Here is a 14434-nt window from a genome sequence, read left to right on the forward strand (position 1 = left end):
GCTCATTGCCCCGACCCCACCCCTGCCTTCGTCGCCAACCGATCCACCCTTTCCAGCAACTCCCTCCCGCTCGCCGGCTTGAGCAGCGCATCGTCGAAAGCCACGTCGCCCGCCTGTGGCGCGGGGCGCGGCGGCAGCGACGAATAGAGCAGCACCGGCAACGCGGGAAGTTCGCGCCGTACCGCGCGCAGCAAGGCCCAGCCGTCCATGCCCGGCATGAACTGATCGGTCACGACCAGATCCATCGCCTGCTCCCGCAACACGGCCAGCGCCTCGTCGCCGGACGCGACCGAGAGGCTTTCGAAGCCGAAACCGTCCAGCAGGTCGCACAGCATCTCGCGACTCTGCGCCTGGTCGTCGACCACCAGGACGCGCCGGCCCGCACCTTCCACCGGATGCCCGGTGCCATCGATGTCCGGCATCGCCTGCTCGAGTTCGTCCTCCTTGGCCAGCGCGGCGTCCAGCACGAAGCCGAAGCGGCTGCCGCCGCCCGGCGCGGCGTCGATGCCCAGGCGGCTGCCCATGCGTTCCAGGATCTGCGTGACGATCGCCAGGCCCAGTCCGTGGCCGTCGTAGGCCGCGGCATTACCGCCGCGCGCGAACGGTTGCGCGAGGCGTTCGCGCTCGGCGGGTTCGATGCCGATGCCGCTGTCTTCCACCGTGACCAGCAGCCACACCCTGCCCGGCGCGCCCGGCGCGGCCGCCACCGACAGCTGGATGTGGCCGTCGATGGTGAACTTCGCGGCGTTGCCGATCAGGTTGGCCAGCACCTGGCGCAGGCGCCGGAAATCCAGGCGAACCAGCGCGGGCAGATCCTCGGCGAAGCGCGTCGTGAAACGGTTGCCGTGCCGCTCCGCCAGCAGCGCTCCCTGCTCGGCCACGCCGTGCAGGAAGAAGTGCAGGTGACCAGGCGCCTCGACCAGCTCCAGCTCGGTGAGTTCGTCGCGGGAAAACTCCAGCAGCTCGTCGATCAGGTCCAGCTGCTGGCGCACGCCGCTTTCGATCAGTGCCGGATAGTCGCGCTGCCGGTTTCCGCTGCGCCATTGCCGCAGGCTTTCCACCATGCCGGCCAGCGGCGAGCGCAGGTCGTGGCTGATGCGCGCCAGCAGCAGGCTGCGCGCGCGCACGGCACGCTGCAACTGCTCCGTGCGCAACGCCACCGCCCGTTCCAGCCGCTGCGCATGCCGCACCAGCACGCGCACCCGCAAGCGCCAGGCGAGTACCAGCATGCCCAGCAACAGCAGCGCGGCGCCCGCATAGGCCGGCACGCTGCGCCACCACGGCGGCGCCAGCGTGAAGACCAGGCTGATCGGCGCGGACAGGCGCCGCTGGTTTTCGTCGACGGCCTGCAGCTCGAAGCGATAGCTGCCCGGCGGCAGCGCGGCGTAGCGCAGTTCGTGCGAAGGCGCATCGACCCAGTCGGCATCGATGTCCGACAACCGGTAGCGAAATCGCACCGGGCTGCCCGAGCTGTTGCCCAGCACGGCGAAGCGCAGCACCAGGGCGCGCCCCACGCCGAAGTCCACCTGGTGGTTGCCGCCGGTAAGGTCGTGCCCGTCATAAGCCGCCGAGACCAGCCAGGGACGGATGTCGCGCGGCGCGAGCAATTCGTCCGGCTTGAGCAGATGGGACAAGCCGACCGGCGTGCCGATCCACACCGAGCCGTCCGCATCGGCGTGGAAAGCGCCGTGGTTGGTTTCGTCCCACAGCAGGCCGTCGCGCGTGGTGAGGCGCGCCCAGCGGCGGTCCGTCAGCACGTCCACGCCGGCATTGCCGCCCACCCACAGGCGGCCGTGGCGGTCGGCGCGCAGGAAGTAGACGCGCGAATCGGCGATCAACGGATCGTCGACCGGCGCCATCGCCACGCTGTCGCCATCGCCCGCGGCACCGGCGAGCAGACCAGGCTGCAGCGAACTGAGCCAGAGCCGGCCATCGGGCGTCGCCGCCACGTTTTCATAGCCGCCGAGCGCTTCCTCCGGCGCCACCTTCACGTGCGTCCAGTGGCCGGCGCTGTAGCGGAACAGGCCGGCGCGGCACGCCGCCCACAGGCGGCCGGCGATGTCTTCCGCGAGGTCCGAGCACATCGAGGTGGGAATGAGGTCCGGCGCCGCGCGCTCGACTTGCCCGCTCGCCGCATCCAGACCGTAGAGACCGCCCAGCGTGTAAGCCCAGAAGCGGCCGCGGCTGTCCAGGAACGCGCCGCGCACCAGGAACGGCAGCGTGGCCACCACACGCGTCTGCCGCGTGTCCGGCGCGTAGCGCAGTACGCGTCCGTCGAACAGGAAATACCAGATCGAGCCATCCGCGGCCGCGAGCACGGTGCGCGTCTGATGCGGTGGCGCCACCGTCAGTGGCCACGGCTGCGCTCGTTCCTGCGCCGGATCGATCACGCTGCCGCCCCAGTCGTCCGCCACCCACACGGCGCCCGTCGGCGCGCGGGCGATCGACCAGATCAGCGAACCGCCCAGGCCCTGCGCGGACGTCCAGTTCTCCACCGCATCGCGGCCGCTCCAGTGCAGCAGGCCGCGGCCGTAGGTGCCGATCCACAGTGTGCCGTCCTGGTCGACAGCCAGCGACGACACGCCCACCTGCGGCAGGCCGTCGTCGGTGCCGAACAGTTCCCAGCGGCGACCATCCCAGCGCGCCAGCCCGGTGGAACTGCGCGTGAGCACGCGGCCCTGGCGGTCTTCGACGATGTCGATGCTGGATGCGGCCACGTCCGCACTGTTGCCAGGCATGTCGCGCGCGTCGAAGCGCTCGGCGCCCGGCGCGAGCATGCGCACGGCATGGATGCCGCGCACCCACAGACTGCCGTCGCCGGCGGCAAGAAAACCCAGCCACTTATCGACGGGCACGCCGGCGTCCGGTCCGTAGCGCCGCAGCTGGCCGCCGCGCAGGCTGCACAGTTCCGCGCCGCAGCCGAACCAGGTAGTGCCGCCGCGGTGGAACACGGCGCTCACCTGATCCAACCCCGGGAAGGCCTGCCGCTGCTGCTCGGTGAAAGGCGTCGTCAGTTTCCAGCCACTCCCGCCATCCGGCACGAGCAGCCACAGGCGGTTGCCGCTCACCAGCCACATGCCGCTGGCGTCGTCGGCCGACAGCGTCTGGCCGCGATCGGCCAGCAGCGGCTTGCCGTCCGGACGGACCCAGCTGAAGCGCCCGTTCTCGCGCAACTGCAAACCCGCGCGCGACCCTACCCACAGGCGTCCGCGCGAGTCCTCGTCGAAACTGATGACCTCGGAGACCTGGAACCCCTGCTCCGCCCCGACCTGGCTGAAAGCCATGCCGTCGAAGCGGTACAGGCCCTTCTCCGTTCCTGCCCAGAGAAAGCCCTCGTGATCCTGATGGATACGCACCACGGAGAGACTGGTCAGGCCGCTGCTCTGGTCGTACAGAGTGAGCGGCAACTGGGCGGCGAGCGCCGACGGCGGCGACAGGCTTCCGCCGAGCACGCACCAGGCCAGGGCAAGCAGTTGGCAAAGCCGGCGTCGGCCGATCGATTCGAACAAGGTCCGAAGCCGGATCGGCGACTCACCCCTGATAGGAGTCACGAAGGAAGGCCCTGGGTTGATGGCAGCGATGAAATGAAAGGCGGGCGCAGTATAGGCGGTGATCGTGGCCGCCGCTGTGTCGTCGGCCGCGGCGTCGCCGAACGCGGGATTCGCGCGGTCAGCCCAGGCGAAATACGCCGTCGCGCGCGCCGTCGCCGCGGCGTGCGTCTTCGCGCGCATGGCCGTTCATGGCGAGGACGTATCGCTCCAGTGCGCTCAGGGGCGCGAACTGTCGGTGAAGCTCTGCGGTCGTCGCCGTATCGCTCGAGGTCGGGCGGATGCGCCGAGCGTAAGCCGGTACCGCCGCAACGTTTCGCCTCCCAAGCGGCACTCACCACGTCGGTTTCGCGACACAAGTACCCGTTTCCCCGGGTAAAAAGCTATCGTATGCGGTCCCCAGCCCGATCCGGGGCACGCATTGCACTTCGGCAATGAGCCCTCACATAGCGAGGTGGCCGCGCGGATGATGCGGCGTTGCTTCGGTCCGGATTCCGCTCCACCCACGAGATGCCCAGGTCATGTCCCCTTCCTGCCTCCAAGCCGTTCCCGCGTCGAATGAGCCTTCGGTCCGCACCGCGGCGCAGCTGCCCATTCACCTGGCCGACGGACGCGAGGCGCTCGCGACGATCTACAGCTTCCACGGCCTCGCCGACGGCAAGGAACACGTCGCGCTCCGCTTCGGCGATGGACAGGGCGACGCGCCGCTGGTCCGCGTGCATTCCGAATGCATGACCGGCGACGTGCTCGGCTCGGCGCGCTGCGATTGCGGCCCGCAGCTGCAGGAATCGCTGCGGCGCTTGCACGAAGAAGGCGGCTATCTGCTCTACCTGCGCCAGGAAGGCCGCGGCATCGGCCTCTACGCCAAGCTAGACGCCTATCGCCTGCAGGAACAGGGGCACGACACCTACGCGGCCAATCGCGCTCTCGGACATGGCGACGACGAGCGCAACTACACGGTGGCGGCCGAGATGCTGCGTGCGCTCGGGGTGTCGCGGGTGACGCTGCTGACGAACAATCCCGACAAGCGGGCGCAGTTGGAGGCCCTGGGTATCGAGGTGGCGGAGGCGCGTCCCACGGGTGTGTTTCATGGGCGCCATAACCTGCGTTACCTGGAGGCTAAGGTGCGGCATACGCGGCATACGCTGGTGTTGCCGGTGGTGGAGGGGGGCTGACGCCCGGCCTTGAGGGGCGCATTTTCGCGCGCGTCCGATGCTTGTCGTTCCGGTGCAGGCCGGAAGCCAGTGGCGATATCGCTCGGTTGTCGCGGGTGCGTCGCCAGTCTGGTCTCGCCCCTTGCGGGGCGAGGGTTTCGCTCTCCTGCCGGAGAGCGAGTTACTTCTTCTTGCTTGCCCAAGAAGAAGTAACCAAGAAGAAGGGCACCCTGCGCGGCGCCCTCCGCAGCCTTCGCTGCTGCGGGTGCGTTGAGGACTGGCCGGGCTTTTCGACAGGGCATCCTGCCCTGATCGAAAAGGCGGGGACGTCCTGTCCCCGCCCCGCTTCGCGGGCCTGATCGTCCAGCCCTCACCGCCGCGAAGGGAACCCGGCAGATCAAGAGCAACACGGAGCATCGGGCTGCGCCCTCGCTCTCGGTATGTTTTGGCTGCTTGCCGCGGTACCGCACTTCTCCTTCTCCCCTCCGGGGAGAAGGCGGGATGAGGGGCGGGGGCTCGCGGGGACGCAACTACAGCCACAACACCCTACGCACAAATCGAAGCGCACCGCACACGGCCCACCGCGACACCCTCCCGAATCGACCTTCGGCTGATATCGCTTCTACGCCGCCTTTCTCATGGGTGGGCGACGAACCTCTGCAAGTTCACGCGTCTACGAAATGAGACCCACCGCTATCGCAGCGAATCAGGGCCGGGATGTCCGGCGCGGTGCGGTCTTCTCCAGATCCAGGAGGTAGCCGATGCCGCGCATGTAGGTCAGCGGGAGTTCGATGCCGGTGCGTTGTTCGACCTTGCGGCGCAGGCGGTGGATCAGCAGGTCCAGGCGTGCGGTGCGGGGTTCGCGCGAAGCGGTCTCCAGCAGACGGAGCAGTTGCTCCTTGCTCACTGGCACGTCCGGGGAATCGGCGAGGTGTCGCAGCACCAGGCGCTCGACGAACGACAGCGGCGCCACGCGCCCGTTGGGCGCCCACAGCTGCCAGTCGTCGGCGCCAAGGTACCAGGCCTCCTCGGGCTGGACCGGCACCGGGTCCATCCGCTCCGCCAGGCGAATCAGGGCTACGCTCAGCAGCTCGGCGTCGACGGGTTTCGGCAGGCACATGTCCGCGCCGGCATGCAGGCCGTCCAGCGGCCCCTCCTTCGGGCCGGTACCGGTGAGCAGCACGATGCCGGCGCGCGACATGCTGCGCAGGTGCCTGACCACCGAGACGCCATGCTCGTCGGGCAGGTTTACGTCCACCAGCACGATGTCGAAGCGCTGCCCCACCCACGTACGGTAGAGGTCGGCCGCCGATGCCATGCCGGTGGTAGCGAAGCCGGCCGCTTGCAACTTCAGGATCGCCGCCCCGTTTCGCAAGCCTGCGTCGCCCGTAACGATGGCCACCTGACGTTTTGCCACTTCCTGCATAAATAAACCGCCCGACTCGCTGTTGCCGCTGTTCTATTGTCCGCCGCTATCGCCCATGTCGGCACGCCGCCGGAATACTTTCGCTGGCGCAAGACCCATGCCAGCTCGCGGACCATACCCGCTCCTGGCGATGTTCGCGCCACCGCCTGCGTGCTCGTCACTGCGACTGTTCGCGGGCGCACTGACCTTGAAGATGAAACGCCTCTGCACCAGGACCGTCGACAGACTCACCGCAACGCTCGACTGGCCGTGAAGGCGTCGGTGTCCACGCCGAACGTGCTCGTCTTCGGTTGGCACCCAGGCCCGGCTGGCCATGACGACCGCCGACGCGATACCCGCGCTGAAGCGCCCGCCGATGCGGTTGAAACCCTGGAGGCGCTGATCGACCTCATCCTTAAATGCTTCCCCGCGATGAGCGCATCCACTCGGCCCTGGTGGCCCGCGCTCACGCCCGTCGGGCGATCACGTCACTCGCGCGCGTGCGCCGGCTCGAACCGGTACGTGATGACGGGTGGTTGCTGGGGAAAGGCACGCCCTATGGGCACCACGCCCGGCGTCGTGAAGCATGTCGTGCTCGATGGGTCGGTGGCATTCGCACCGGCGCGCACAACAAAGACATGATGGGTAGTGCTTGCGAATAGAGTCATGAGTGATGTCCGCCCGTGCGCATGGGAAAGCCGGCTACGACCGGCGCCTCCGTGTGGGACTTGGAGGACAGACGTGGGACATCGACGACAGCCCCGCACCGCCTCCGGAAAACACCCCTTTCGCGACACCGTCCACGGTGCCGCGCCTATTCGTCGAAAGCCCCCCTTAGGCAAATGGACGACAGGTCGGTCGGGACGTACGCACGCTGGCGCGCGTCCTTGAAAGGCAAGCTAGCGGATGTCCGATAGCTGGACAATCCCACAAAATATCGCTTTCTTTCCGCCGCTCTTGCGTTGTCGCGCAGCCTAAGGAAGTGTGCGGCGATCGCCGCGGCGCATGCGCAAAGGTGCACAACGACGCCGTTGCGCCGACACCGTATAGCCATCATCGACATGCTCAGGTTGCGCTGTCCAATACCAGCATGTAGCCCGCGCCGCGGATGGTGGCCAGCGGCAGCGGCATACCAGTGCGCTGGAGCACACGGCGGCGCAGGCGATGCATCACGCGTTCGAAGCTGGTTGGATCGAAGTCGTCGAGCGAACTCATCAGGTCATCGATCAGCGCGGCCCGTGGCACAGGCGCCTGCGACGACGCGAACAACCGCCGCAGAATGACGCGCTCGGGCGCCGACAGCGCGAGCGCGTTCCGGCCCGGCGGGTTCAGCTGCCAGCCGTCCGCCTTGAGCGACCAGGACGTATCGCGCCGCACGCGCGCCGGCGCGCCGCCCGCCTGCATGGCCAGACTGCGCAGCGACGCAGCGAGCACGGCGGTCTCGACCGGCTTGATGAAGCACAGGTCGACGCCGGCATGGAACACTTCCGCGTGATCGCGCGCGAACGTCCGCTCCATCAGCATGGCAATGCCGAGCGCCGAGTGGCGCCGGAGATGGCGTGCCACCGCCAGGCCGTCTTCGTCGGGAAGCTCGGCGCCCACCACGACCAGCTCATAGCGATCGCCGACCAGCGCGCGATACAGCGCCGCCGCGGTGCCGACGCCGACCGCATCGAACCCATGCGAAGCCAGGCCAGGCAGAAGCTCGTGTTCGCGGAGCCGCTCGTCCTGCTCCGCCACGACCACGGCGACGCTCTTCTTGCGGTTCTTGCCGCCTCTCACCCAGCCCCCTCCAGGCGCATCCGCGCCAGGCACATGTCGATGGCGGGCGTGCCCGACACCATGTCGGCGCACGCCCGCACGGAAGCTAGCCGCGTCAGGAACGGGACTTCAATCGATTCATCATAAAACGCAAATCGATCTGCGAAATTTCGCTATTGCCTAAGACCTGCCTGATGGTGCCTACGGCGATCGTGAAGGGAATCAGAAGCGCCAGCGAAGACCCGCCGCGGCACGCCATCCGCCGGCAACCACGTCGGTGCGCGACGAACGTCCGGCTTCGGCGAAGGCACTCCATGCGTTGCCGAAGCCCATCCGCACGCCGGCCACGGCTTCGCCCACGGTGTCGTGCCGCGTCGGCAGGGCCACCGGCAACGAACCGCCATCGAGCGACGCCGTGACGTCCGGACGACTGCCCACCGTGTGCACGACGGCCACGCGCGCATAGGCATCGCCGATCAGGCCGGCCGGCAGCGTGAAGGCCTGGCCGAACAGCACGCCCGCGCGCGACTGGAACGTGCGGTTGTGCCCCACCTCGACACGCACGCGGTTGCTGGCCGTGTAGCTGGTCGGGCCGATGGTGCCGTAGGCGGCCTGGACCTGCGGCTCGATGTAGCCGCCGCGGCCGACCGCGAAACGCCGGCCCGCACGTGCCGATACGCTGGCCGCGCGCGCGTGATAACGACCGAAGGCCATGCCGGACGCGTCCCTCGCGCTGTAGCTGTCGCCCAGCCGGCCCATGCGCGCCACCGCATCGGCGAACAGGCCGTTGCCCGTGTTCCAGGTGCCGTAGATGCCAGCCGAATCGCCGGTCAGATCGGCCATACCGCTCTGCAGGTCGGCGCGCGATTGCGCGTGCGTATAGAGCAACCCCACGGCACTGCGGCCCTGCCCTGCATCCGTGCGCCACTCGACGCCTGCCGATGTGCTGGTGGCGCTCTGCCGATACGCGCGCCCTTCGCTGCCGTCGCCGCGCAGGCTGCCGCCGTCGGCGTCGGCCCAGAACGCGGAGTCGCCGATGCCGTCGCCCAGGCGCAGCGATTCGCTGCGGCGTGACACCGCGCGCTCGTCGATCTGCCAGAGATTGGCCAGCGCGAGCGCCGCATCGCCGGCCACGAGCACACCCGTGGAGGGACCGATGGCCACCTCGCCGGGCGATGCCGCGGGCGCGGAAGGAACGGACACCGGCGGCGTACCGGCTGACGGCGGCGTGCCCGGCGTGGCGCCGGTGCCGGTGCCGGAACTATCGCCCGCGGAGCCTCCGGTGCCTCCGCCCGACGCCGGTGGCGTCGTGCCGCCGGCGTTGCCGGTCCCGCTGCCGAGGATGTCGATGCCGGTCAGTAGGATCTGCTTGCCGTCGCCACTGGTCTGCACGCGTGGCACATAACTGAAGCGCACCAGCGCGTTTTCGTAGGTTGCGCCCCACTGCCCTGCCACGCCCGCCGCGGCCTTGAATGCCGCCGTGCCGCCGGCGGCGGCGCTGGCATCGACGAGGGCGATCGGTTGCGCGGCGGCGATGGACGTACCGTTCTGAAGCGTCGACGCATTGACCCATGACGTATCGTCCAGGGCCGGATCGTAGGCGATACGCACCTGCTGGGTGCCGGTGGCGCTGAACGTCGCGATACCTGCGCCGAAGCTCACCCGGTCTGCCTGCGCGTTCCGGATGTCGCTCAACAGCGTGAACGTGGCGCCGTCCGCGAGATTCACCGTGGCGCCGCCGGTCGAGCTGTCGACGCTCAGGCTGCGCAGGCTGTGTGCAGGCACGCTACCTGGCGCGAACGCACCCCAGCTGGCCGCCAGGTCGATCGTGCCGCCGCTGCCGAGCGTGAGGCTGCCGGCGCCGAAATCGCTGGCGAGCGCGCCGGAGCCGCCGGGCATCCAGCGGGCGCCGTTGGCGAAGGTGAGGATGGGCACGCCCGCGCTGAGGGTGGACGTCCCATTGGGCCCCGAGGTGCCGCTGCCGCCCAGCACCATGCCCTTGAGGAAGGACGCATCGTCGTTGAAGTTCAGCTGGGTAGTGGCGGTGAAATGCGAGCCGGCGGCGTTGACCACGTTTTGCGTCAGCACGTCGCCGTCCACTTTGACCGACTGCCCGCCCGCCTGGTTGACGCTCAGCGGGCTTTCGGCTTGCCACCCACCATCGTTCGCTACGTTCCAGATGGCATAGCGCGCGCCGCTGCCGGTGTTGCTCACGGCCACGTCCAGGCCACCGGCCAGCGTGACGGTACCGCCGTTGTTGGCCACGCCGTAGACGTTACAGGTCGCGCAGTCCACGCTCGCGCGCAGGACCGCCGTCTTCGCGGCATTGGTGAAGCTCAACACGCTGTTGTTGTTGACGGCGTAGCTATCGGTGACGCCACTGACGCGTGCGTCGACAGCGCCCTCCAGCGTCATGAAACCGTACGTGTGGCCGTACACGTTGCCCAATGCGGTCGGCAAGCCGAACGGCGTGTAGTTGGTATGGCTGGTGACCGTCACCTTCAGGTCACCGCTGATACGAAAGCGCGCGGAGGCATGGGTGTTGTAGATGCCCAAAGCGGAGCGCGGCCCGTCGACGTTGATCGTGGCGTTACCCGCCACATACATCGTGCCCTGGTTGCGGATGCCCATCACCGTCGAGCCGTTCGACGTGGCCGCGACATCCAGGTCGCCGTTGACCGTGAGCCGGGTATTGGAGTTGTCGTTGTAAATGCCCTGGACGGTGTCGTTGGGCCAGTCGCCGTAGCTGACGATGCCCAGGTTGCCATTGAACACCACGTTGCCGGTGCCGCCGCCGGAGTTGTAGATGCCGGCGGTGTTGGTGCCGGGGCCGTGCGTGACGATGTTGGTGTTGCCGTTGACGGTGAGGAAGCCCCGGTAGATCCACAGGCCCTGGCTCCAAGCCTTGGTCTTCGTATTGACGTCCAGATCGCCGTTGAACGTGGCTGTGCCCCGGTCGAGGTGCAGCCCCTGCCCCTCCGATCCGACCACCCACTGGCTATTGACATAACGAAACGGGTCATCCGACTGCGCGTAGGCCGAGGTGTTGCCGTTCACCGTCAAGTCTTCGCCTGCCCCCACGTCGATGGCATGAGCGAAGCCAAACGCGTCTGCCGCAGGACGGATCGCGGACACGCTCAACGTGCCCTTGCCGTCGCCGCCCACCTGCAGGATCACTTTCGGCGTGCCGCTTTGCAGGCCGATGCCGCTCACATCCTGCGCGCCGTTGGCAGTGACACCGATACTGTCGCCATTAGCTAGGCGATAGACCAGATTGCCGTTGGCGTCGGTTCCGCTCTGGTAAGCCGTGTCGGCGGTCGTGCCCGTCAGCGGGGTCGTGTAGTTGGTGGCCGCGCGCGCCTTCGTCGCGCTGATCGCGGCCAGCGCCGCGAGCACGGAGAGCGGCAGCACCGATCGCCGCTGCCGGAGCTGCCGCCGCCTGCGTGCGTCCGCGTAATGTTCGGCGATGGAGTACCGCCATGCCTCGGGCAGTGCCGCGAAACGCTCCGGCTCGCGCCGGTAATGCAACCAGAGCGCGATGCTCGCCTCGTCTGCCTTGCTCACTGCCGTCCCCTTGCTACGCATAAAGCACCGCCATGGCCGGCCGCACGGACCGTCCGCGAAACGTTGTCATGACTTGTGGCGTCCTGCGGACACCGCGCGCCGCCGTGGACCACGGCCTGCGCCCCCTGTCGAACACGATCCATCCTCAGCACCTGCTAAGTAACATATCGCGTGCGATGTTTTGATAGCGGCGTGGCGAGGGCGTGATTGCAATCACACCTGTTTTTGTGCGGTCGTCGCGTACGCATCGGCGCTTCGCCGGAGAGAGTGATAGAGCGCACACGCAGCGGAAAAAACTGAAGCCGTCCGGCGGATATCGCAATGCCTCGACCGACCATGCCTGGCCGACAGTCAGTACAGAGGAGACCGCCGGCGCTTTGCTCATCGACGCGGACGCCAGACCGCCACTGCGCGACGCCGGACTCCGTGATGCCGCCGTCGAGGGACACGCCATCGCACTCGTGATGCGTCACAGAATCGGCGCGGCAAAAAATTGCGTCGTGCGATTGCGAGCGCGCGCACACCGCCGAAAAAGCGTAAGCGGCCCTTGCGGATATCTGAAACCGGTTTGCTTTAGACAGGCACCGCAACGCCAAGCAAACCACCTCGTGTTGATTGTTCATCGCCGGCCACCAGGAACACGCAAAGCGATTCCGGACGCACACAGACACGGCGACGCCTTGCGCTCCGCGGGACCGGCCTACCGGAGGAAACAACGCATGATCAAGTTCTTGTGCCGGGCGCTCGCGGCCGGACTGGCCTGCACCGCGCTCGCCCTGCCGGCCACCGCAGTACGCGCCGCGACGCCCGCCTACAGTTGGAACAACGTACGTATCGTCGCCGGCGGTTACGTCGACGGCATCATCGCGCATCCCGCGCAATCGGGGCTGTTCTATGCCCGTACCGACATCGGCGGCGCCTATCGCTATGACGCGACCACCGCGACATGGGTGCCGCTCAACGACTGGACCTCGCCGGCCAACTCGAACTGGATGGGCATCGAGACCATCGCCATCGATCCCAACGACGCGCAGAAGCTCTACATGGTCGCCGGCCTCTACACCCAGTCCTGGTGGGGCAGCAATGGCGCCGTGCTGGTGTCGACCAACCAGGGCGCGAGCTTCACCGCGCATTCGTTGAGCTTCCGCGTCGGCGGCAACGTCGACGGGCGCAACGCGGGCGAAAAACTGCAGGTGGACCCCAACCTCGGCTCTACTTTGTTCTACGGCACCTTCAACGACGCCTCGCAGCCGAACACCAACGGCCTGTGGAAGAGCACCGACAGCGGCAGCACCTGGAACAAGGTGAGCGGCTTTCCCGCCTTGTCCAGCGACGGCAGCGGCGTGGGCGTGGCGTTCATCGCGTTCTACAAGCCCTCGGGGAGCAAGGGTTCGGCGACCAAGACGATCTACGTCGGCGTATCGACCAAGACCGCGGCGTCCTCGCTCTACAAGAGCACCGACGGCGGCGTGACCTGGGCCGCGGTAGCCGGCGGGCCGGCCGCCGGCATGATGCCGCAGCGCGGCCTGATCGGCCCCGATGGCAACCTCTACATCACGTATGGCAACGCGGCCGGTCCCAACGGCATGACCGCCGGCCAGGTGTGGAAGTACAGCGTCGGCTGGAACAGCTGGACCAACATCACGCCGCCCGACCCGTACAACTATGCGTCCGGCTTCAGCGGGCTGGCCATCGATCCGGCGCGTTCCGGCACGCTGGTCGTGATGACGATGGACCACTGGTGGCCGTCCGACACCATGTATCGCAGCACGGATGCCGGGGCGACCTGGACCGACGTGGGCGCGAAGGCGGTGCGCGATTCCAGCCTGTCGCCGTGGATCACCGGCGGCCAGGCCCAGGCAGGCTTCGGCAACTGGGGCCAGGCGGTGATCGACCCGTTCGACTCGACGCACGCCTTCTACACGTTTGGCGGCGGCATCTGGGCCAGCCGGGACCTCACCGCCGCCGACAGCGGCCAGGCCACGCATTGGACGGTGGGCTCCAGCGGCATCGAGGAAACCGCCGTGCTCGGACTGACCTCGCCAACCGGCGGCGCGCCGCTGGTCAGCGCCATCGGCGACGTCTGCGGCTTCGTGCACACCAGCCTCACGACCTCCCCCACCACGACGGTCACCAATCCCGTGTGCGGCAACGGCACCGGCGTGGACTTCGCCAAGAACGCACCGTCGAAGCTGGTGCGTGTCGGCACCGCCTCGAACAACAGCGGCAACGTGTTCGGCGCGGTGTCCAGCGATGGCGGCAGCACCTGGACGGCCTTCGCCAACCAGGCCGGCTCCTCGCAAGGCGGCGGCACGGTCGCCGTCTCCGCGGACGGCGGCACGGTGGTGTGGGCGCCGGGCGACGTGGCTCCCGCCCGCTCCACCGACAACGGCAACAGCTGGACGTCTCTGTCGGGCATGCTGCCGGTGGGGGCGCAGCTGCTTTCGGACGGCTATAACGCCAACCTGTTCTATGCGTGGAACCCGTCTTCGGGCACGTTCTATACGAGTTCGGACAAAGGCGTGAGCTGGTATGCCTCGTCCACGGGCCTGCCCACGAACGGCAAGGCCAGTGCGGTCACCGGCATCCAGGGCGACCTGTGGCTGGCCACGTCGTCGGGCCTCTACCGGAGCACCAATTCCGGCTGGAGCTGGACGCGCGCCGCATCTTCCACGGTGAGCTCGGCGATCTCGGTCGGTTTCGGCAAGGCGGCCGTGGGCGCGTCGTATCCGGCGATCTACCTGGCTGGCACCGTCAGCGGTACCACGGGCGTGTTCCGCTCCACCGACGCGGGTGCGAGCTGGGTGCGGATCAATGACGACCAGCATCAATGGGGCGGCTATTCGCTGGTGGTCGGCGACCCGCGTACGTTCGGCACGGTGTACGTGGTGCCTGCCAGCGGGCGCGGCATCCTCTACGGCACGTCGTCGAACTGAGTCACGCCTCCCGGCCGGCGGGCTGCCGGCCGGGAGGATTCGGGACATCCGGTCACGCATGCTGTG

General features: G+C 68.1%; 7 protein-coding genes. 3 read left to right on the forward strand and 4 right to left on the reverse strand.

Features of this window, described 5'->3' with window-relative positions; all coding sequences use genetic code 11:
• Positions 1 to 2 precede the first annotated feature (2 nt).
• Positions 3 to 3731 (reverse strand): ATP-binding protein, encoded by a 3729-nt coding sequence (locus tag RKE25_RS12960; RefSeq protein WP_311838520.1) that lies wholly within the window; start codon positions 3729 to 3731, stop codon positions 3 to 5.
• A 338-nt stretch (positions 3732 to 4069) separates the two neighbouring features.
• On the opposite strand from RKE25_RS12960, the gene ribA reads away from it, so the two are divergent.
• The gene (gene ribA / locus RKE25_RS12965; RefSeq protein ID WP_311838521.1) at positions 4070 to 4723 is read left to right on the forward strand and encodes a GTP cyclohydrolase II; all 654 of its coding nucleotides are present in this window, start codon (positions 4070 to 4072) and stop codon (positions 4721 to 4723) included.
• 685 nt (positions 4724 to 5408) lie between these two features.
• Here the strand turns inward: ribA and RKE25_RS12970 are convergent.
• Positions 5409 to 6119, reverse strand: a complete 711-nt coding sequence (locus tag RKE25_RS12970) for a response regulator transcription factor (protein ID WP_311838522.1) — start codon at positions 6117 to 6119, stop codon at positions 5409 to 5411.
• Positions 6120 to 6164: 45 nt separating this feature from the next.
• Between RKE25_RS12970 and RKE25_RS12975 the strand changes: the two genes are divergently transcribed.
• The gene (locus RKE25_RS12975) at positions 6165 to 6749 is read left to right on the forward strand and encodes a hypothetical protein (RefSeq protein ID WP_311838523.1); all 585 of its coding nucleotides are present in this window, start codon (positions 6165 to 6167) and stop codon (positions 6747 to 6749) included.
• A 423-nt stretch (positions 6750 to 7172) separates the two neighbouring features.
• Here RKE25_RS12975 and RKE25_RS12980 read toward each other — a convergent pair whose 3' ends face one another.
• Positions 7173 to 7889 carry a response regulator transcription factor gene (locus tag RKE25_RS12980; protein ID WP_311838524.1) on the reverse strand — a complete coding sequence of 239 codons (717 nt, stop codon included), beginning with the start codon at positions 7887 to 7889 and terminating at the stop codon, positions 7173 to 7175.
• 201 nt (positions 7890 to 8090) lie between these two features.
• Positions 8091 to 11432: an autotransporter outer membrane beta-barrel domain-containing protein gene (locus RKE25_RS12985; protein WP_311838525.1), complete on the reverse strand. Its 3342-nt coding sequence runs from the start codon at positions 11430 to 11432 to the stop codon at positions 8091 to 8093.
• 719 nt (positions 11433 to 12151) lie between these two features.
• On the opposite strand from RKE25_RS12985, the gene RKE25_RS12990 reads away from it, so the two are divergent.
• Positions 12152 to 14368: a cellulase gene (locus RKE25_RS12990; RefSeq protein WP_311838526.1), complete on the forward strand. Its 2217-nt coding sequence runs from the start codon at positions 12152 to 12154 to the stop codon at positions 14366 to 14368.
• The last annotated feature ends 66 nt before the right edge of the window (positions 14369 to 14434 follow it).

Origin of the sequence: Dyella sp. BiH032 (genome assembly GCF_031954525.1) — a bacterium.
In the GTDB taxonomy this organism is placed as follows: Bacteria; Pseudomonadota; Gammaproteobacteria; order Xanthomonadales; family Rhodanobacteraceae; genus Dyella_D.

Excerpts from the sequence above, each read along its gene's own strand:
- RKE25_RS12990 (WP_311838526.1), top strand. The coding sequence starts at position 12,152 with ATGATCAAGTTCTTGTGCCGGGCGCTCGCGGCCGGACTGGCCTGCACC.
- ribA (WP_311838521.1), top strand. The coding sequence starts at position 4,070 with ATGTCCCCTTCCTGCCTCCAAGCCGTTCCCGCGTCGAATGAGCCTTCG.
- RKE25_RS12960 (WP_311838520.1), bottom strand. The coding sequence starts at position 3,731 with ATGCGCGCGAAGACGCACGCCGCGGCGACGGCGCGCGCGACGGCGTAT.